The following is a 20992-nucleotide window of genomic DNA, read 5'->3' as shown; positions in this document are numbered from 1 at the left end:
TGCCGCCCATTACCGTTGACGGCCATCGGCTCCTCAGCCTGTGCCGTGAAGATATTGTAACAGGATCATTACCGTTGTGAAAATACCTTGGGTGAATGGAACGGCTCTATCGTTCCAGAGGGCAAAGCCCTTTCTTCATCTGTTTAAAGTTAACATGAGAAACTAAAATGATAGGAAATACAAAATGACAAAAATCACTTGAAACAGCCAAAAAATATTTAGAAACTGTCCGGAAAAGTGTTGACACATCATGAAGCGCTTACTGAGCAGCTAAAAACTGTTTGAAGACAGTCGCAAGACTTATGGAACCCGTCGTCTTAAAAGAAAACTGGCTGAAAAGGCGTTCATATAAGCCGCCGGAGAATTGGTCGATTAATGAAAAAGCCGGTTTGTTTGTAAAACGAAGAGACGCTTTAAAGCGACGACTAATTCCAAGCATAATAAGCGTATATCTCCAAATTTACTGGAAAGAGAGTTTACTGTCTCTCAACCTGATCGCTACTATGTGGGTGATATTACCTATATTGCCACCAAGGAAGGCTGGTTATATTTAGCGGTTGTCATTGACTTATTCTCTAGGCAAATTGTTGGCTGGTCGATGGATGAGCGAATGAAAGCCAAGCTAGTCAATGATGCTTTACTGATGGCCATATGGAAGCGTAAACCAATGGATGGATTGCTTTGGCATACTGACCGAGGTAGCCAATATGCCTCTGATAGTCATAGAAAAATATTGTCGGATCATAACATAATTCAGTCTATGAGCCGCAAAGGAAATTGCTGGGACAATGCTGTATCAGAGAGCTTCTTTCATAGTTTGAAAACTGAATTGACGCACCATTGTCGATTCAAAACCAGAGTAGAAGCAAAGCAGGCAATATTTGAATATATTGAGGTATTTTATAATCGGGAGCGACTTCATTCGGCTAATGATTATTTGTCACCAGTCGATTATGAAATACAGCAGGAAATAGCTTAAATCGATTGATTGAAGAGGGGTAAAAGGCGACATAAATGCCGCCCATTACCGTTGACGGCCATCGGCTCCTCAGCCTGTGCCGTGAAGATATTGTAACAGGATCATTACCGTTGTGAAAATACCTTGGGTGAATGGAACGGCTCTATCGTTCCAGAGGGCAAAGCCCTTTCTCTTCATCTGTTTAAAGTTAACATGAGAAACTAAAATGATAGGAAATACAAAATGACAAAAATCACTTGAAACAGCCAAAAAAATATTTAGAAAACTGTCCGGAAAAGTGTTGACACATCATTTTATATAAATAATCGTAGGGTGGGCATGGCTTTATCTGCCCACGCTGACTCAAGCGCTTATTATGTACACTTTCAGCGTGGGCACCCTACGGTCAAAATTATCAAATAATTCTAGAATAAACGGATGGACACTAACTATTCAGATTTCAGCATTTTTTGTGGAAATTCACAGCAGAAGCTTGAGCCCGCACCAAGCGTGCTCAGAATAGTCAGTTTGCCATAATGATGATTCACCACATGCTTCACAATTGCCAACCCCAGGCCTGTACCACCCGTATCTCTGGAGCGTCCAACATCCACACGATAAAAACGCTCAGTCAATCGCTCAATATGTTCTTCGGCAATTCCTTCACCATTGTCCTGCACTTCAAAACAACCCTGTTGCTCATCATTCATATACCAGCGTATAGTAATTTCACCTTCTACCGGGGTATAACGAATAGCATTGCTAATGAGATTTGAAAAAGCACTTTGTAACTCATTGCTATCACCCTTGAGCCATTTAACACCGGTAGCGCTTGCAGTGATTTGATGCTTGCCATTGCTCAGTGCCAATGCTTCTTTTTTTAACATCATTACCAGCGCTGACATATCAATATAATCCGTTTTTAAATTCTGTCGTTCATTACTTTCTATCGTGGATAATAATAATAAATCTTGCACAATATGACACATACGATTAGATTGCTGCTGCATCAATTTGATAGAATTATGAAACATCGGTTCTTCACGCAAATGTTCATCCAGTGTTTCCAAATAGCCCGTAATCACCGTTAAGGGAGTGCGTAATTCATGGGAAACATTGGCCACAAAATCTCGGCGCATGGTTTTTAGTTTTTGGATACTGCTGATATCGCGAGCAATCAGCAGGTATTTTTTACCGTAGGGGATCAAACGAATAGATAAAGTACGAGCACCATCCGGTGCAAGCATTTCCAGGGCTTTTTGCCTATCACCACCCTCTTTTTCATGCCATTGATTCTGGCTTTCAATAAAGGCCAAAAGCACTGGACTGCGCATTAAATTAGTCAGAATCTGGCCTACGTCCTGATTTTTTTTCAGGCCGAAATAGCTTTCACATTTAGAATTGAACCACTCAATTTCCCAATTACGCCCTAAAATAATGGTCGCATCGGGCATCGCCTCAGTGGATTCTTTATAGCGATTCAGCACCACCATTAATTTTTCCTGACGATGCCGATTATGACGTTGAATACGATAGAGATGGCGAAATATTTCACCCCAGAAGCCACTAGCATCAGGGGGCATGTCCAGTTCATTTTTTGCTAACCATTGCACCATACGGGTGAGTTGACGCAAGTGCCAGAAGATATAAATCAGCAAGCCCATAGAAAAGAGAAACCAGGGGCTGCCAATGGCATACCCCAAAAGCAGTAAAGCAACGAGTCCTAATGAAACCCAAAAGATCTCATTAAAAATATAATCCTTATCCTGACTCATTCGGTAGAAAAACGGTATCCCGCACCACGTACAGTCTGAATTAAATGCTCCACTTTGAATTCGGATAATACTTTACGCAAACGACGAATATGCACATCGACCGTGCGTTCTTCAATATAAACATCACCACCCCAGACACGATCCAAGAGTTGACTGCGATCATAAACACGCTCGGGATGAGTCATAAAAAAGTGTAATAATTTGTATTCAGTCGGCCCTAAGTCAAATTTATTGTCCGCGACGGATAAACGGTGCTTGGCACTATCCATACGGATACCGCCCAATTCTAGAATGCCATCTTCATCCGGCGTAGTGCGACGTAGCACCGCTTTAATCCGCGCCATTAATTCACGGGGCGAAAAAGGCTTGGTCACATAGTCATCCGCACCGGCATCTAAACCACGCACCCGATCATTTTCCTCACCACGCGCAGTGAGCATAATAATTGGAATTTCTTTACTTGAGCTGTCTTTTTTCAAACGCTGCGCTAATTCCAAACCACTGATACCCGGCAACATCCAGTCCAAAAGAATTAAGTCGGGGTGCTCTTTCATGATCATGACCTGAGCCTGTTCAGCATCTTCTGCTTCTAGCAAGGTATAGTCACTTTTATAAAAAGCAAACTTCATCATTTCCCGAATGGCTAATTCATCTTCAACCAGTAATATCTTTTTTTGCGCCATTTTCATTCCTCTGAATGCAACTTATCACTTTACCGCAATATTACACACCATAAGTATGACACTTATATGACATTTATGACAAATTGCCCTATTTTTTGTAACATACCTAAATTTTATTACAGCATAACAACGTAGGATGTGGTGAGGCACGAACCGCATCACTCTCCCGCCGAAATAATGATATTGCTATCCGAAGCCCAGTTTTCCGGCACAATTCTCTTTTTAACATATTGATGAAAGCTCGAATAAGGCCATTGTTTTACTTCAGTTACCCAGCCATGTTTAACCGGATTCCAATGAATGTAATCAACATGATGTTGAAAATCAACTTCATCACGAAGTAAGTGTTCCCAATATCGTCGTTGCCAAATACCACGTTCACCTCGTTTAATTCGACTTTGTGAACACTTTTCACCGCTTGGGATTTGCCGTGAAAAATTGGCCTTTATTAATCCCCAACGCGTTTTAAAATCCGCATCCCCTTCGGGTAAGGTCCAAATGCAATGAAGATGCTCTGGTAAAATGACAATGGCATCAATGGTAAAGGGATGTTTATTTCTAACTTGATGAAATGCATTACGTAATGACTCAATATGTTCGATTAAGAGATTGTTTTGAGAACGTTGTTCAAGATTAACGGTAAAGAAATAACTCGCACCTTCGATTTTTGCTCGGCGATAATTAGTCATAAATTCAATCCTTTGAATATGTTTGTATGGCTTGAGGTGTTTTAACCTAAAATAATCAGTTGAATCGTAGCGAGAGCGACTTAGGTGCTGAAGATTAAGGGTTTTACAGGTTATTTTGGCTTTATTCGTAGTCACCTACGGGTGAAGTCAAAATGTTCTGGAAAATCCTTAAGATTCAGTGCATAAGGCAGTCGCAGTAGGTTCAACTGATTTTTTTAGGTTTAATATACCATGATGCGGTTCGTACCTCACCACATCCTACGAGTTATGACTAACACATGACATATTTGCCCATCAACGTAGGATGTGGTGAGGCACGAACCGCATCGAATTCATCTGAAAAATATCACCGGCGGCATTATGAACTAAGGTATTTTTTTGCTTTGGATTTAATACGGAGGAATTGGCTTAATAAACTCTGTAAAGCAGGCACCTGACAACTCGGGGATAAGTTAGAACCTGCTTTTAGGATAACAGAGAATAAATATATTTACTTAGTCATTCTTGATCACAATTTTAGGGAACTTGTTGCTATAGTCACGTGCTTTAAGGGCTAATTTAGCGCCTACTTTACGGGCGATATCAACATAGAGTTCAGTGATTCGACTATCAGGTTCTGAAACGACGGTTGGTTTACCATCATCAGCTAACTGACGAATGCTCATATCCAAGGGTAATGTACCTAGTAGGGCTACATTTTCTTCTTCAGACATACGCAGACCACCGCCTTCACCGAAGATACGCTCTTCATGACCACAATTGCTACAAATATGAGTAGACATATTTTCGACCACACCCAGTACAGGTACATTCACCTTCTGAAACATTTTCAAACCCTTACGGGCATCCAATAAGGCAATATCCTGAGGTGTTGTGACTATAACCGCACCAGAAACAGGGATTTTTTGTGCTAGGGTTAATTGCACATCGCCCGTACCCGGTGGCAAATCAACTACTAAATAGTCAACATCTTTCCAACGAGTATCTTTAAATAACTGCTCTAAAGCCTGAGTCACCATAGGGCCACGCCAAATCATTGGAGTATCATCATCCACTAAGAAACCAATCGACATGGTTTGAATATTATAATTAACCAGAGGCTCTAAAGATTGACCATCTTCGGATTCAGGCTTGCCAGTGATACCTAACATTCTTGGCATACTCGGACCATAAATATCCGCATCCAAAACTGCAACAGTAGCACCTTCAGCGGCTAGCGCCAGCGCGATATTAACGGTAGTGGTTGATTTACCCACACCACCCTTGCCTGAGGCAACGGCAACGATGTTTTTCACACCCTTAATAGGTTGCACACCTTTTTGTACGGCATGAACCACAATACGGCTACTGAGATTAATTTGTACCGCATCGATACCATCAAGTTCAGTCAATAAAGTGCTTAATTTTTCGCTTAATTCTTTTTCATAACCCTTATGAGGGAAGCCCAGTTCGATATCAACTATTGCTTTTGAACCGTCAACCTGCGTATTTTTAACGCAATGGGCAGAGACCAAATCGCTCTCCATATAAGGATCAATAAATTCTTTTAATTTTTCTTCAACTTGTTCAATAGTTGCCATGTTTCGAAACTCCAGCTATATTATTTCTAAGACAGATAAATTCTTGAGTAAATTAGTCGGTTATTATACAGACTTTGATAAAATACTCAAATGAATCAAATTTAGTTATACATACCATCGGTAATCTTCAAGATGTGGATAAAATCAAGCCTGAGCTTGAGAAGGAACCGATAAAATTGTTAAGATACCCTGTTTATTTTTCAACTTATCATCCGCAGGCAGTCCTTTAATGGCATCACACTCCAACAAACGAAAAATTTTGGTTACCAGCGCTTTACCCTATGCCAATGGCTCAATCCATTTAGGGCATCTCGTCGAGTATATTCAGACAGATATATGGGTACGTTTTCAAAAAATGCAAGGTCACGAATGTTACTATGTGTGTGCCGATGATGCACATGGTACGCCGATTATGCTACGCGCTCAATCCGAAGGAATTACCCCGGAAAAGTTAATCAGTGATACCAGCAAGGAACATCAGGCGGATTTTAAAGACTTTTCTATCGCCTTTGATAATTTTCACAGCACCCACTCTGATGAAAACCGCGAGTTATCGGAAACCATTTATAATCGTCTTTATGATGCGGGTCATATCAGTAAACGCACCATTTCTCAGGCCTATGATCCGGAAAAAGAAATGTTCCTACCGGATCGCTTCATTAAGGGTGAATGCCCTAAGTGTGGTGCAGAAGATCAATACGGTGATAATTGTGAAGCCTGTGGAGCAACCTATAGTACCACCGAGCTGAAAAATGCCGTGTCTGTGGTTTCCGGTGCCAAGCCCATTGAAAAAGACTCCGAACACTATTTCTTTAAGCTGCCTGATTTTGAAGCCATGCTAAAAGACTGGACTAGCTCTGGTCACTTACAGGATGAAGTCAGCAACAAATTAAAAGAATGGTTTGAAGCCGGTTTACAAGAATGGGATATCTCCCGTGATGCGCCTTATTTTGGTTTTGAAATTCCCAATGCGCCGGGCAAATTTTTCTATGTCTGGTTAGATGCACCCATTGGTTATATCGCCAGCTTTAAAAACCTCTGTGATAAACGGGGAATCGATTTTGATAGCTTCTGGAAAGCCGATAGTGACACTGAACTGTATCACTTCATTGGTAAGGACATTATTTATTTCCACGGTTTATTCTGGCCTGCCATACTCAGTGGTTCTGGTTTTAGAACCCCTACCGCTATTTTCTCACACGGGTTCTTAACCGTTGATGGCAAGAAGATGTCTAAGTCACGCGGTACTTTTATCAAGGCGCGGACTTATTTAGATGAGTTAAATCCTGAATACCTACGTTATTATTTCTCTGCCAAACTGGGCAGCGGTGTCACCGATTTGGATTTGAATCTGGAAGATTTCCGTCTCCGTGTGAACTCCGATCTGGTCGGTAAGGTAGTCAACATTGCCAGCCGCTGTGCCGGTTTTGTGAAAAAGAAATTTAATTCCACACTCTCTGAAACCATCAGTGAACCCGCATTATTTGCTCAGTTTGCTGATGCTGCCGAGTCTATTGCAGGACATTATGAGGCGCGTGAGTTCAGTAAGGCCATTCGGGAAATCATGGCCTTGGCTGACTTGGCCAATCAATACATTGATGACAAGAAACCCTGGCAGGCGATTAAAGAAGAAGGTCGTGAGCAAGAAGTGCATGACGTTTGTAGCATGGGACTGAATCTATTTCGCCAATTAATGATTTATCTCAGCCCGGTATTACCCGTGATGGCTGAAAAAACCTGTGACTTTTTAAACATTGAAGCCATGCAGTGGAGTGATGTGCAAACACCACTGACTAATCATGAAATCAAAAAGTTTAAGCCCTTAATGATGCGCGTAGAAGAAGATAAGGTACAAGCCATTGTGGATGCCTCAGCAGATACTACCCAAGCAGCAGAACCGGCTAAGCCAAGCAAGAAAAAGAAAGCCGATAAGAGCATAGAAACCACACCGGTTGTCAGTGATAGTGATCCGGATCACCGACTCGCAGACCCCATTAGCGATATGGTAAGTTTCGAGGACTTTGCTAAAATAGATTTACGTATTGCCAAAATCATCAAAGCAGAGCATGTCGAGAAGGCTGATAAGTTATTGCAATTAACCCTGGATATTGGGGGTGAAACCCGCAACGTGTTTGCTGGCATCAAGTCCGCTTATGCGCCCGAAGATTTAGAAGGCAAACTCACTGTGATGGTGGCCAATTTAGCACCGAGAAAAATGCGCTTTGGTGTTTCTGAAGGCATGGTGTTAGCCGCAGGCCCTGGTGGTGAAGATTTATGGATACTGAATCCCGAAGGTGACCAGGCGAATGGCGCACAACCGGGTATGAAAGTAAAATAGTGGCTGGGCAACTGCCCGCCAGAAGTATTGATTAACACAATTTATTAACATCAATTGGTGGGCGATGCCACCCTACATTTTTGTATAAATGACATTTTCCTATGAGTGAATATTTTTTATTATTGGTTTCCACGATTTTTGTGAACAACTTTGTTCTGGTGAAATTTCTGGGACTCTGTCCATTCATGGGCTCGTCACGCAAACTTGAAGTGGCCACTGGTATGGCACTGGCTACGACCTTTGTACTGACCCTCTCCTCTGCTTCTAGTTACTTGGTTAATCAATACATCTTATTGCCCTTAGACATTGAATATTTGCGCACTATCGCCTTTATTCTCGTCATTGCTGCCGTGGTGAATTTCACCGAGATGATGGTACATAAAACCAGTCCTATGCTGTATCAAGTATTGGGCATGTTCTTACCCTTAATTACCACCAACTGCGCTGTACTCGGTGTCGCCCTGCTTAACGTGCAAACCGGTTATGGATTTTTTGAATCCATTCTCTTTGGTTTTGGTGCTGCGGTGGGATTTTCGATGGTCATGATACTTTTTGCCTCCATTCGCGAACGCTTGGCTGTTGCTGATGTGCCCGAAGTATTTCAGGGCGCCCCCATTGGTTTGATCACTGCGGGTTTAATGTCCATTGCCTTCCTTGGTTTTACAGGTCTCGATAAGGGGCTTAACTAGATGTTCAGCGAAGCCATCACTGAATTATTAAGTGGCAAATACAATGCCATGTTCGGTGGCCTGATAGCCTTCGTAGCACTGGCTGCTTTTTTTGGTCTGGTCTTAGGGCTGGCTGCGATTGTATTTAAAGTAGAATCCAGTCCGGTAGTCGAGCAGATTGATGCCCTATTACCGCAAACACAATGTGGACAATGTTCATTTGCCGGTTGTCGTCCCTATGCCGAGGCCATTGCAGCGGGTGAGGCACAAATCAATCTATGCCCTCCCGGTGGAGAAAATTTAATACAATCTCTGGCTGATTTACTAGATGTTGAAGTACTTCCCATGGACGAGGAAGATGCTTATCAGGGACCGGTCGTTGCCGTCATTATTGAGGATACCTGTATCGGTTGCACGCTTTGCATTCAAGCCTGCCCAGTCGATGCCATTCTCGGTGCAGCCAAACAAATGCATACTGTCATTGAAAGCGAATGTACCGGCTGTGAACTCTGTGTGCCCCCTTGCCCGGTCGATTGCATTGAAATCATTCCAATTAAGCAAACCTTAAAAAACTGGCGTTGGCCTGAACCACAATATACAGCCAATAATCAGGAGGCAGAGACAATTTTTACCACCCTTGATCATGTTCTGGCGGAGAATAGTCGCTCATGAGCCAACCTATACCCTCATCCATTACCCAGCTAACCGACAAATTACGGCATTTATGGCCTTTTCCCGGTGGTTTAAAACTACCCGGGCATAAAGCAGAGTCCAATCAGCAGTCCATCAGTACTGCTGAAATCCCCTTGCAACTGAGTATTCCTTTGACTCAGCATATAGGTCAAGCTGCTGAAGCCATAGTGAAAGTAGGCGATAAGGTGCTTAAAGGACAGCTCATAGGCTTTGCCAGCGGTCATGTCAGCGCTCCCGTTCATGCTTCTGGATCAGGTATCGTCGTCGCCATTGAAGAACGTCTCATACCCCATCCATCAGGCTTATCAGCTCTGAGTGTCATCATCGACACCGATGGCTATGATCAGTGGATTGAATGCGCACCACTCATTACACAGGCAAGCGGTGGTTTACAAGGCAATGATTTACAAAGCAGCCTTCCACAAGGCACTCATTCACAGACTATCAACGATTTAAGCAGTGAACAAATCAATGAGCAAATTGCTCAGGCTGGCATCGTTGGCCTAGGTGGAGCATTGTATCCATCGGCGGTGAAATTACGTACTGCCGGAAAAATGAAAACCGATACCCTGATCATTAATGCCGCAGAATGTGAGCCTTATATCACCTGTGATGATGTATTAATGCGTGAACGTCCTGAAGAAGTCATTCTCGGCATATTATTGATCCGCAAGGTCGTCGGTGCCAGCAAATGTATTATCGGTATAGAAGATAATAAACCTGAAGCTTATCAAGCACTGCAAAAATGCATTCAGGGTTATGCGAATAACAAGCTCTCTCATGATGATCTCATCGAAATCGTTCAAGTGCCAGCCCGCTATCCGGCTGGTGGTGAAAAACAATTAATACAAGTGCTCACCGGCTATGAAGTTCCCTCTCAGGGACTTCCTATGGACATCGGTATTATTTGCCATAATGTCACTACCGCCGTTGCAGTTTACCAGGCGATTTATCGCGGTGAACCTCTGATTTCAAGAATTGTCACCATTACTGGCGGTGCAATCAAACATCCACAAAATATGGAAGTGCCATTGGGTACCCCCATTCGGAATATTTTAAATCAAGCAGGTCTGGATGAAAGCAAGATAGAAAAAGTGATTATGGGTGGTCCTATGATGGGCTTTTCTTTACCCTCCATCGATGCCCCCGTTACCAAGGCAACCAATTGCATTCTAGTCAGTGAGCCCGGCGAATTAGCCACTCCACCACCGGCCATGCCCTGTATTCGTTGTGCTCGTTGCTCAGATAGTTGCCCTATGTCTTTATTACCACAGCAAATGTATTGGTTTGCCAAGGCCCGTGATTTAGAAAAAGTGCAGGACTACAATCTCTTTGATTGCATTGAATGCGGTTGCTGCTCTTATGTCTGCCCCAGCAATATTCCTCTTGTGCAGTATTTTCGCTATGCCAAAACTGAAATATGGGATGATGAGCGCGAACGAAACAAGGCAAACATTGCCCGTGAACGTCATGAGTTTCGCAATGAACGCTTAGAAAAGATGAAAGAAGCCAAAGCAGAAGCGGCAAGATTAAGAAAAGAAAAGCTCGCCAAGAAAAAAGCACTGGACGCTGAAAATTCACCTAGCGAAGGAAATGATTCGAGCAAAGCTGAACATAGCAGTGACAAAAAAGCAGCCAAAAGTAGCAGTGCCGATCTCATTCAGGAAGCCATTGCCCGTGCTAAAGCAAAAAAAGCACAGCAACAAGGGCTGAAAAAAAATACTGACCATTTAAGCGAATCTCAGCAACAAAAAATAGACGCGGTTAATGAGCGTCGCCGTAAACGCGCTCAGTCTGAGGATATTAAATAAACTATGTTTTTAGCTCAAAGTTCACCTTATTTAAAACCGGAGATGTCAGTATCAAAAATGATGCTGGTGGTCACACTCTTAATGATTCCGGGAATCTTAACCTCCACCTATATCTTTGGTTATGGTGTCTTGGTTAATGTTTTTCTGGCCATTGTCTTTGCACTGGGATTTGAGGCCGCCATTCTGTATTTGCGCAAGCGCCCGATCAAAGTGTATCTCAATGATAAAAGTGCACTGCTCACAGCGGTCATCATTGGCGTTTCCCTACCGCCTTTAGCCCCATGGTGGCTTACTTTTATCGGACTGTTTTTTGCCATCGTTATCGCCAAACAGCTTTATGGTGGTTTGGGTTATAATACCTTTAATCCGGCAATGGTAGCCTATGCCATTTTATTGATCTCTTTTCCTGCACAAATGACGACCTATTGGCAAACCCCTACCATGCTCCTCGCTCAAACCGGGGGGCAAAGCTTGAGCTTACTGGAAAGCATTAACTTCCAACTATTTGCGCAATTACCAACCGGTATAAGCATTGATGCTCTGACCTCGGCAACGCCTTTAGATATTGTGCGAACTTCAGTATTAAATGGTTCAGCCACTATTGATGAAATTCATGCTGAAGCAACTGCCTTTGGACTCTTTGATGGTGGTATAGGCACTGAATGGGTTAATCTGGCCTTTCTTGCCGGTGGTTTATTTATGATGCGCAAAGGCCTCATCAGCTGGCATATTCCAGTCTCTTTATTAGCGATGTTAGGCTTTTTATCATTATTATTCGGTAGTTTTGAACTGGACAGCAACCCTTCACCTTTGTTTCATTTGTTTTCTGGCGCGACTATGCTCGGGGCTTTTTTTATTGCTACCGATCCCGTTACTGCCAGTACAACGCCCAAAGGTCGCATTATTTATGGTGCCGGTATTGGTATGCTGATTTATATTATTCGTACCTGGGGTGGCTATCCTGATGCCATTGCTTTTGCAGTCTTACTCATGAATATGTGCGCACCCTTATTAGACTACTATACACAACCTAGAGTCTATGGCCATGATGTTGATGACGAGAGTTCATCATGAGTTCTAATAGCACAATATCGCCCATGAAAAAAACCCAGATACTGAGAAATATGATCATCAGTGCCACGTTGTTGGCCACATTTGGCGCTTTGGGAACAGGCCTAGTCATGGTGACATTTGAACAAACTAAAGATCAAATTGAAGCCAGTGAAAAAGCGAATCTATTACGTAACCTGAATAATATTATTCCCGCTGAGTCTTATAATAATAACTTATTGGATAACAAATTAATCGTTCCCCCTACAGAAGCATTGGGGAAAGATAAAAATACGACTATTTATCAAGCCTGGCAAGATAAAACACCGATTGCAATTGCGTTTTCTATCATTGCGCATGATGGTTATAGCGGCGATATTACCTTGTTAGTTGCGATTAAAGAAAACGGACAAATTTCCGGTGTACGGGTGATCAGTCATAAAGAAACCCCAGGCTTGGGCGATAAAATTGAAATCATCAAAAACAACTGGATACTGAGTTTCAACAATAGAAGCCTTGATGATCCCGAACGAAAAAAATGGAAAGTGAAAAAAGACGGTGGAGTGTTCGATCAATTCACCGGTGCAACCATCACACCACGTGCTGTCGTTAGAGCAGTCTATAAGGCCTTAGATTATTATGACGATAATAAAAACAAATTATTTCTTGAGCAAAGCCAATACAATAATCTAGGCACTAGAAAAAAATAAACCTATTTACCGTGACACTAGCGAGTTTTATCAGATGACAAATAATGATACTGAAGAAACCAAAGCCTCTTTTATTGAGGAATATGCGCCTATTGCAAAGGATGGCCTGTGGACTAGCAATCCGGTCTTTGCCCAGATGTTGGGACTCTGCCCGCTATTGGCCGTGTCCAATACCATGGTCAATGCATTAGGCCTAGGCATTGCCACCATGATGGTATTAATTATTTCCAACATGTCCGTTTCCTTGATTCGTAATATTGTTCGACCAGAGATCCGTCTGCCGGTATTTGTCGTCATTATCGCCTCTGCCGTGACCGCAATCGAATTGGTCATGCACGCCTGGTTTCATGAGTTATATTTAGTGTTAGGTATTTTCATCCCGCTTATTGTCACCAATTGTGCCATTATTGCTCGCGCAGAAGCCTTTGCATCCAAAAATACCGTAATGAAATCTGGCTTTGATGGACTGATGATGGGACTGGGATTTACCTTGGTATTATTCGTTTTAGGCACCCTGCGTGAAGTGATCGGCATGGGGACAATTTTTGCCAATGCCCATATCATGTTTGGTGCTAGTTTCCACAATCTTACCACAACAGTGATACCCAATTATGATGGTTTTCTACTGGCTATCTTACCTCCCGGTGCCTTTATTGGTCTGGCTTTTTTACTTGCCGCGCGAAATTTCTATGAGAAAAAACAACTCGAAAAGAAAAAATTACAAAGACAAAGCATCATAACAACTGAAGCTTCACCCGCCTAAACTATTTTATAAGCAACGTATGAACAAACAAAAACGCATAGAAATATTTACCCGCCTCAGAGAGGATAATCCTCATCCTAAAACTGAACTCCATTACAGCAATCCTTTTGAATTATTAATTGCCGTCATACTTTCCGCTCAAGCAACGGATAAAGGCGTTAATAAAGCCACGGATAAACTATACCCCATTGCTAACACACCCGAAGCAATCTATGCACTGGGCGAAGCCGGTTTGAAGGAATACATTAAGACTATTGGCTTATACAATAGCAAAGGCAAAAACATCATAAAAACCTGCCAAATGCTGGTTGAATTACATGATAGCCAAGTTCCTGATGATCGTGAAGCATTGGAAGCCCTACCTGGTGTTGGACGAAAAACAGCTAACGTAGTACTTAATACAGCCTTTGGTCATCCAACAATGGCTGTTGACACGCATATATTTCGAGTGTCAAATCGTACTAAAATTGCCCATGGCAAAGATGTTGTTGAAGTGGAAAAACGTCTGGTGCGACTCATTCCAGAAGAGTTTATGCTCGATGCCCATCATTGGCTAATCTTGCTTGGGCGCTATATATGCACCGCCAGAAAACCTAAATGTGGTGCCTGCCTGATTGAAGATCTCTGTGAGTTTAAAAAGAAACAATATGATTAATTCAGGACAGATTAAATCGGCTCACGAAATTGGACTGATAAATCAAATAACATGGTAGAAAGTTTACTGAGTTCCTCACTAATATTTCTGGAGCTTTCCAGTGTTTCGACCGTTAATTCACTCACATCACTAATATCAGATAAGGTATCATTAGCACTATTAGATAAAATCACCTGTTGTTCTGCTGCACTGGCAATTTGTAAAGTCGTAACTTGGATCTTTGCAATTGCATTGCTAATCTCGATTAATGCTTCGCCTGCTTTACGTGCCTGATCAACGCCTTTCTCTGCTTGCTGACAACTTTGGTTCATCACTTCTACCGCATTTTTAGCCCCCGATTGCAGATTCTCAATCATGGCTTCGATTTCTTGGGTTGAGTCATGTGTTCTACTCGCCAGAGTCCGAACCTCATCTGCAACAACAGCAAAACCACGACCTTGCTCTCCTGCACGGGCTGCTTCTATTGCAGCATTTAATGCTAATAAATTAGTCTGTTCAGCAATGCCTTTTATCACATCTAAAATAGTACTGATTTTATTAGAATCATCTTCTAGTTTACTAATGACATTTGATGATTGCAGGACATGTTCTGCTAATTGATTAATAGTCTGAATAGTATTGTTAACTATTTCCTGACCACTTATAACACTTCTATTCGCATCATCTGCCGCATCGGATGCCAATTGTGTATTAGCTGTCACTTGCGAAGTATTGACAATAACTTCATTCATGGTGCTAATAAGCTGAGTTGTTTCTGTATGTTGGTGAGTTACACCCTGATCAGTTAATGCTATATTTGATGTTAGTCCTTTTGCTTCATTTTGTAATTGCTTAGAACCATCAGATAGACGTCCAGAAACTGCATTCAGTTGGCATTTTTGCATTTCAATGGCGAAGGCAAGCTTGTTTGTATCACTACAATTACCCGTACAGATATATTCTAATAAATCATTATCAACTGTAGCACTGACTTGCTTGATAGAGGCTTTCAGTTTTTTGGTAACAAACCAGATACCGGAATAGGCAACAATAAAGCTAACAAGACCAGTAATCAGTAACGGTATGATGTTATTAGCACTGGCAAGAAATAAGAGCGGTAGTAAGGCAAGCATAAATACCGACATTAGCTTTAAATTAATACTCAATTTTGCCAGTTTAAGTTCAATGGGCATTTTATTTTCATTCAATAAGCGATAAGCTCTTTCTGCCCGATGGATATCTTCCTGGCGAGCTTTTGTTCTCACTGATTGATATTCAACAACCCTACCATTTTTGGTAATGGGCGTGACAATGGCTCTTACCCAATAAAAATCACCGTTTTTGCAGCGATTTTTTACAATACCCATCCATGATTTACCCTGCTTTATGGTTTGCCATAAGTCTTCAAACGCCGCAGCAGGCATGTCAGGATGACGCAAAATATTGTGATTCTTATTAAGCAATTCCTCAAGACTATATCCACTGATATTGATAAAATCTTGATTAGCAGAAGTTATTATGCCTTTGGCATTCGTCGTCGATATAAGGTTTTTTGTGCTATCGACTTCGACTTCAGTACTTGTTACTGGCATATTAACTTTCATTTAATACCTCAAATAGCTTGTTATTATTTTTATTACTGTTGTCATATATCGACTCATTAGAAAATATCTTTAGTAAAAAAGACAGTAAGTGGCATCAAAGTTTCATGATATTAGCGCTCCCAATTAAGTGATGTAGTTCTAAAACATCAACACAAATCAATGAGTTCTCATTATTTCACCATCTAATTGTGAAGACCATCATGCTTTTTGTTATTGATCTGTCATAACATAAAAAGAGCGTTGCCACTTTTAGACAGCTCTTTAATAGTACATAGAAAACAGCAAGGATCAGCTGTTTAACATCTCAACTTAATTGGATTATTTTATGTTTGCACCTGACAAGCTTAAACTGCTTATTCCTACAAGCTCTATGCGCATTACACTTCTATTGTTCATCATATTTTTCATTCCCTCTACAAGTATAGCCACAAATCTCAATCAATATAGCAAAATTCAAGGACTCAGCCCATTAGTTGATACGCCTGCTACAAAACTGGTAGGCATCACCTATAATGCTCAGCTTAAACAATACATTACGCTTCACAATGGCAACAATTTGAGTAATGTACTGGATGAAAACTTTAACTTCATTAAACAAATAAATAATAATGCCAATGGAAATGATCATGAAGACTTACTTTATATTGGCAAGACAGCCAATAATCAACATGAATATGCTGTCGTAGATGAATATGGTCGCTTGTTTCTTGGAGCCTTCACGCCTGATACAGGTTTTAACTATAAACAATTCCAGACAATTACTTATTCTGCTGGCCCTCAGCTAAAAAATTATGGCGGCGAAGGTTTAGCCTATAATGCTGCTAGTGACACTTTTTACGTCTGTGTCGAAGGACGTTATCATACCGACCCAGATAAATTCTCTCCTATGAAAATCTATCAGTTTGCGCGGCCTGCAACTCAGGCTGATATATCTTATCTTGATAGCGGACTTACTGTTACGGAATTATTCGATGCCGAGCTAAAACTACGCCCCTATATTGCTGACATTTCCAGTTGTTATTTTAACAATCAAACTCAAAGCCTGATCATTTTGAGCCAAATCAGTGAAAAAGTCATTGAAGTCGATTTAAGTAACTTCTCAATAAGTCTGTGCAAAACTTGAAATAAAAACAAAAAAAGTCTTGACAGCATTTTAGAGGACAAAAATTGCATTTTCACTGCCCCATGTAATTTATCCCTATAAATGATCCTGTCGATCTGTCTCAGATCGAAATAGAATATTTTTGAATATTATCTTAACTGAGAGGGAGTTTGATCAACACAGGGCAAACTAAAGAGCCTTAAAAAGCCATGATACAATTGTTTTATTGAAAACAACCTGTATTGATTATAGTGAAAAAATTACCTCCAATTCCAGAGATACCTGAAGAAAAAAGACACCGGTAGTCCGATTACTCCTTGCTTTCATGGAGCAACAACAGGAAATCATTCAAAACCAACAGGTTGAAATCGATGCCCTTAAAACAGAAGTTGCTAAGCTTAAAAAGCTACCTCCAAAGCCTAAAATAAGAGCCAGTAAATTGCCAAAGGATGATGACAATGATAATCCGACAGGTCATTCAGGAAGCAAGAAAAACAACTCAGGAAATGGGACTAGTAAAAGTCGTAAACGAAAGAAGAAATTGGCTATTCATAAAACCACCGTTATCAAACCAGATAACCTGCCAGAACATTCACGTTTTTTAGGGTATCAGGATTATTTTGTTCAGGAGCTGCTGATTAAGCCTTTCAATACTCGTTATCGATTGGCTCGCTATAAAACACCCGATGATGATACCTGTATAGGAAAATTGAGCTTTGATACACATATAGGACATTTTGGCCATACATTACAGAGTTATATCGTTTATCAATATTATCACCAGAGAGTGACTCAGCCATTGATAATACAACAATTAACAGAATTAGGTTTTGATATTTCAACGGGTCAGATCAATGAGATTTTAATCCATGACAAAGACCATTTTCATACTGAAAAAAATACATTGCTAACTGCCGGTATCAACAATAGTAATGTGGCTATACTTAACCGGACACACAACTTAAAATAACTAAAAAATAAAAAGTGTGACCTAAAATGAATGATCAAACAAAAAAAACCGAATAAAAGCTATACATCAGAATTTAAAGAATCAGCTGTCAAATTAGCTAATGAGACGGATCAACCCGTTTCTCAGACTGCCAGGGAGCTAGGTGTTAATGTAAATACTCTACATACCTGGATCAGTAAATATTCCAAACCGGTGAAGACGGTAGCCAATAGAAGTGATGAACACATTTATGATGAAGTAAAACGTCTGAAAAAAGAATTGGCAAAAGTGATTCAGGAGCGTGATTTATTAAAAAGGCCACAGCGTACTTTGCAAGGGAAACTTTGTGAAGTACGCATGGATAACTGATCGCTAAAGATTACCCGGTAACGATTCTGTGCCGTTTTATGGATGTTTCCCGTAGTTGCTATTATGATTGGGTTAGCTCTCCTAAAACGGATAGAGAGAAAGAAAATGAAGCGCTTACTGAGCAGCTAAAAAACTGTTTGAAGACAGTCGCAAGACTTATGGAACCCGTCGTCTTAAAAAGAAAACTGGCTGAAAAAGGCGTTCATATAAGCCGCCGGAGAATTGGTCGATTAATGAAAAAAGCCGGTTTGTTTTGTAAAACGAAGAGACGCTTTAAAGCGACGACTAATTCCAAGCATAATAAGCGTATATCTCCAAATTTACTGGAAAGAGAGTTTACTGTCTCTCAACCTGATCGCTACTATGTGGGTGATATTACCTATATTGCCACCAAGGAAGGCTGGTTATATTTAGCGGTTGTCATTGACTTATTCTCTAGGCAAATTGTTGGCTGGTCGATGGATGAGCGAATGAAAGCCAAGCTAGTCAATGATGCTTTACTGATGGCCATATGGAAGCGTAAACCAATGGATGGATTGCTTTGGCATACTGACCGAGGTAGCCAATATGCCTCTGATAGTCATAGAAAAATATTGTCGGATCATAACATAATTCAGTCTATGAGCCGCAAAGGAAATTGCTGGGACAATGCTGTATCAGAGAGCTTCTTTCATAGTTTGAAAACTGAATTGACGCACCATTGTCGATTCAAAACCAGAGTAGAAGCAAAGCAGGCAATATTTGAATATATTGAGGTATTTTATAATCGGGAGCGACTTCATTCGGCTAATGATTATTTGTCACCAGTCGATTATGAAATACAGCAGGAAATAGCTTAAATCGATTGATTGAAGAGGGGTAAAAGGCGACATAAATGCCGCCCATTACCGTTGACGGCCATCGGCTCCTCAGCCTGTGCCGTGAAGATATTGTAACAGGATCATTACCGTTGTGAAAATACCTTGGGTGAATGGAACGGCTCTATCGTTCCAGAGGGCAAAGCCCTTTCTCTTCATCTGTTTAAAGTTAACATGAGAAACTAAAATGATAGGAAATACAAAATGACAAAAATCACTTGAAACAGCCAAAAAAATATTTAGAAAACTGTCCGGAAAAGTGTTGACACATCATAGTACTTATATCCATGTTGATGATACGGGTAGTCGTCATGATGGAAAGAATGGTTATTGTACTCACGTTGGCAATGAAACCTTTGCCTGGTTTTCAAGTACTCGATATAAGAGCCGGATTAATTTTCTACAATTGTTACGAGGTGCTGCTGTTGATTATACGCTCAACGATGCAGCACTTGATTATATGAGAGCAGAAAAATTACCTCACAAGCCATTGAGCGTTATTGAACAAAGTCATCAGACTTGCTTTGATAATGAAGAAGCCTGGAAATACTATCTGCAGAACAATAGTATCATAACACAACGGCATGTTCGCATTGCCACAGAAGGCGCTTTACTGGGGGCATTAATTAACAGTGGCTTTCCAAGTGATTTGGTGATTGTGAGTGATGATGCAGGACAATTTGATATTTTGTTGCACGCATTATGTTGGATACATGCAGACAGAGTGTTTCAGCGGATACTACCACTCAATGAGCGACATGATAAAGAACTGAACTGGGTACATACTCAGATTTGGGAACTATTTTATGATCTCAAACAATATAAACTTGAGCCAGATGATCCGTTGAAGTCAGCGATTGCTGAACATTTTGATGAATTGTGCCGGACTAAAACAAGCTTTGAAGCTTTGAAACGTTGAATCAGGCACTGAAACGATTGGCAAGAAATAAAACAGAATTACTGCTGGTATTGGAACGGCCTGATATTCCTCTTCATAATAATTTGAGTGAAAATGATATTCGAGAATATGTTATTAAGCGTAAAATTAGTGGTAGTACACGCTCAAAGGATGGGCAACTTTGCAGAGATACCTTTGTCAGTTTAAAGAAAACTTGTTTGAAACAAGGAATTTCATTCTGGGATTTTATTAATGACCGGATCAGCAAGAGAAATTTGACCCCATATCTGCCTGAGTTGCTGAAAGGTAAAGTTTGTGCTGTTTAAATGCACAGACTTATTGAGAAGTTACCGATTTAACAGGCAAGTTATTGGATAGCCTCAATATTCAAGAACCCGGGAGTGACTTCTCAGGCCTGACTTTCAATCAGGATTTCTCCCAAATGATCATCACTAGCAAACCACGTCATTATGTTGTTTATCAGCGTTCAGATACAAGCATCACTCAACAAGCTGAACCCATTAAACATCGTTCATCTGCTTTAAAAATTATATCGATGCTAAACCGTGATAACGGCACTGGGACTGGAACAAGTAGTGGAAGCGGCTCAAGCAGCGGAAGCGGCTCAGGCAGCGGAAGCGGCTCAGGCAGCGGAAGCGGCTCAGGCAGCGGAAGCGGCTCAAGCAGCGGAAGCGGCTCAGGCAGTGGAAGCGGCTCAAGCAGCGGAAGCGGCTCAGGCAGCGGAAGCGGCTCAGGCAGCGGAAGCGGCTCAGGCAACGGAAGCGGCTCAGGCAGCGGAAGCGGCTCAGGCAACGGAAGCGGCTCAGGCAGCGGAAGCGGAAGCGGCTCAGGTGCAATAGG

The 20992-nt window shown here is 41.3% G+C and carries 20 protein-coding genes and 1 pseudogene; 16 read left to right on the top strand and 5 right to left on the bottom strand.

Features of this window, described 5'->3' with window-relative positions:
* Positions 1-274: 274 nt before the first annotated feature.
* A pseudogene (locus tag JEU79_RS06365) lies at positions 275-979 on the top strand (IS3 family transposase); the annotation flags it as partial.
* A 428-nt stretch (positions 980-1407) separates the two neighbouring features.
* Here JEU79_RS06365 and phoR read toward each other — a convergent pair.
* The 4 genes from phoR to apbC all read right to left on the bottom strand — a co-directional run bounded on the left by phoR (position 1408) and on the right by apbC (position 5685).
* Positions 1408-2733 carry a phosphate regulon sensor histidine kinase PhoR gene (phoR, locus tag JEU79_RS06360; RefSeq protein WP_198263428.1) on the bottom strand — a complete coding sequence of 442 codons (1326 nt, stop codon included), beginning with the start codon at positions 2731-2733 and terminating at the stop codon, positions 1408-1410.
* On the bottom strand, positions 2730-3416 hold the full coding sequence (phoB, locus tag JEU79_RS06355; protein WP_198263427.1) for a phosphate regulon transcriptional regulator PhoB: 687 nt from the start codon (positions 3414-3416) through the stop codon (positions 2730-2732). The genes phoR and phoB overlap by 4 nt, the downstream gene beginning before the upstream one ends.
* A gap of 158 nt (positions 3417-3574) precedes the next feature.
* Complete coding sequence (locus JEU79_RS06350; RefSeq protein WP_198263426.1) at positions 3575-4105, bottom strand: REP-associated tyrosine transposase; 531 nt, start codon at positions 4103-4105, stop codon at positions 3575-3577.
* Positions 4106-4599: 494 nt separating this feature from the next.
* The gene (gene apbC, locus JEU79_RS06345; protein ID WP_198263425.1) at positions 4600-5685 is read right to left on the bottom strand and encodes an iron-sulfur cluster carrier protein ApbC; all 1086 of its coding nucleotides are present in this window, start codon (positions 5683-5685) and stop codon (positions 4600-4602) included.
* Positions 5686-5914: 229 nt separating this feature from the next.
* On the opposite strand from apbC, the gene metG reads away from it, so the two are divergent.
* The 8 genes from metG (at position 5915) to nth (ending at position 14373) form a co-directional block, all read left to right on the top strand.
* Positions 5915-8023: a methionine--tRNA ligase gene (metG, locus tag JEU79_RS06340; protein ID WP_198263424.1), complete on the top strand. Its 2109-nt coding sequence runs from the start codon at positions 5915-5917 to the stop codon at positions 8021-8023.
* Positions 8024-8124: 101 nt separating this feature from the next.
* Positions 8125-8712: an electron transport complex subunit RsxA gene (rsxA, locus tag JEU79_RS06335; RefSeq protein WP_198263423.1), complete on the top strand. Its 588-nt coding sequence runs from the start codon at positions 8125-8127 to the stop codon at positions 8710-8712.
* 48 nt (positions 8713-8760) lie between these two features.
* Positions 8761-9363, top strand: a complete 603-nt coding sequence (gene rsxB / locus JEU79_RS06330; RefSeq protein ID WP_198265886.1) for an electron transport complex subunit RsxB — start codon at positions 8761-8763, stop codon at positions 9361-9363.
* Complete coding sequence (gene rsxC, locus JEU79_RS06325) at positions 9360-11195, top strand: electron transport complex subunit RsxC (RefSeq protein WP_198263422.1); 1836 nt, start codon at positions 9360-9362, stop codon at positions 11193-11195. Before rsxB ends, rsxC begins: the two co-directional genes overlap by 4 nt.
* Before the next feature lie 3 nt (positions 11196-11198).
* On the top strand, positions 11199-12269 hold the full coding sequence (rsxD, locus tag JEU79_RS06320) for an electron transport complex subunit RsxD (protein WP_198263421.1): 1071 nt from the start codon (positions 11199-11201) through the stop codon (positions 12267-12269).
* Positions 12266-12955, top strand: coding sequence for an electron transport complex subunit RsxG (gene rsxG / locus JEU79_RS06315; protein ID WP_214660514.1), 690 nt, complete (start codon positions 12266-12268; stop codon positions 12953-12955). Before rsxD ends, rsxG begins: the two co-directional genes overlap by 4 nt.
* Positions 12956-12989: 34 nt before the next feature.
* Positions 12990-13718 carry an electron transport complex subunit E gene (locus JEU79_RS06310; RefSeq protein WP_198263419.1) on the top strand — a complete coding sequence of 243 codons (729 nt, stop codon included), beginning with the start codon at positions 12990-12992 and terminating at the stop codon, positions 13716-13718.
* A 19-nt stretch (positions 13719-13737) separates the two neighbouring features.
* On the top strand, positions 13738-14373 hold the full coding sequence (gene nth / locus JEU79_RS06305; RefSeq protein ID WP_198263418.1) for an endonuclease III: 636 nt from the start codon (positions 13738-13740) through the stop codon (positions 14371-14373).
* An 11-nt stretch (positions 14374-14384) separates the two neighbouring features.
* Here nth and JEU79_RS06300 read toward each other — a convergent pair whose 3' ends face one another.
* The gene (locus JEU79_RS06300) at positions 14385-15944 is read right to left on the bottom strand and encodes a methyl-accepting chemotaxis protein (RefSeq protein ID WP_198263417.1); all 1560 of its coding nucleotides are present in this window, start codon (positions 15942-15944) and stop codon (positions 14385-14387) included.
* 337 nt (positions 15945-16281) lie between these two features.
* Between JEU79_RS06300 and JEU79_RS06295 the strand changes: the two genes are divergently transcribed.
* From JEU79_RS06295 to JEU79_RS06270, 7 genes are all read left to right on the top strand, one after another.
* A complete protein-coding gene (locus JEU79_RS06295) occupies positions 16282-17079 on the top strand; it encodes an SdiA-regulated domain-containing protein (protein ID WP_198263416.1) in 798 nt (265 codons plus the stop codon).
* Between the two features lie 304 nt (positions 17080-17383).
* Positions 17384-18028, top strand: coding sequence for a hypothetical protein (locus JEU79_RS06290; RefSeq protein ID WP_198263415.1), 645 nt, complete (start codon positions 17384-17386; stop codon positions 18026-18028).
* Between the two features lie 30 nt (positions 18029-18058).
* Positions 18059-18376 carry a transposase gene (locus JEU79_RS26115; RefSeq protein ID WP_198265150.1) on the top strand — a complete coding sequence of 106 codons (318 nt, stop codon included), beginning with the start codon at positions 18059-18061 and terminating at the stop codon, positions 18374-18376.
* A gap of 38 nt (positions 18377-18414) precedes the next feature.
* Complete coding sequence (locus JEU79_RS06285; protein ID WP_246540043.1) at positions 18415-19215, top strand: IS3 family transposase; 801 nt, start codon at positions 18415-18417, stop codon at positions 19213-19215.
* A 277-nt stretch (positions 19216-19492) separates the two neighbouring features.
* Positions 19493-20152, top strand: a complete 660-nt coding sequence (locus JEU79_RS06280; RefSeq protein ID WP_198263414.1) for a hypothetical protein — start codon at positions 19493-19495, stop codon at positions 20150-20152.
* On the top strand, positions 20149-20457 hold the full coding sequence (locus JEU79_RS06275) for an IS66 family transposase (protein WP_198263413.1): 309 nt from the start codon (positions 20149-20151) through the stop codon (positions 20455-20457). Before JEU79_RS06280 ends, JEU79_RS06275 begins: the two co-directional genes overlap by 4 nt.
* A 240-nt stretch (positions 20458-20697) precedes the next feature.
* Positions 20698-20991: a hypothetical protein gene (locus JEU79_RS06270; protein WP_198263412.1), complete on the top strand. Its 294-nt coding sequence runs from the start codon at positions 20698-20700 to the stop codon at positions 20989-20991.
* Position 20992 lies beyond the last annotated feature (1 nt).

The organism is sulfur-oxidizing endosymbiont of Gigantopelta aegis (assembly GCF_016097415.1).
Taxonomy (GTDB): Bacteria; Pseudomonadota; Gammaproteobacteria; order GRL18; family GRL18; genus GRL18.
The sequence above is the reverse complement of the archived record's forward strand: the minus strand, read 5'-3'. Positions and strand labels throughout refer to the sequence as shown.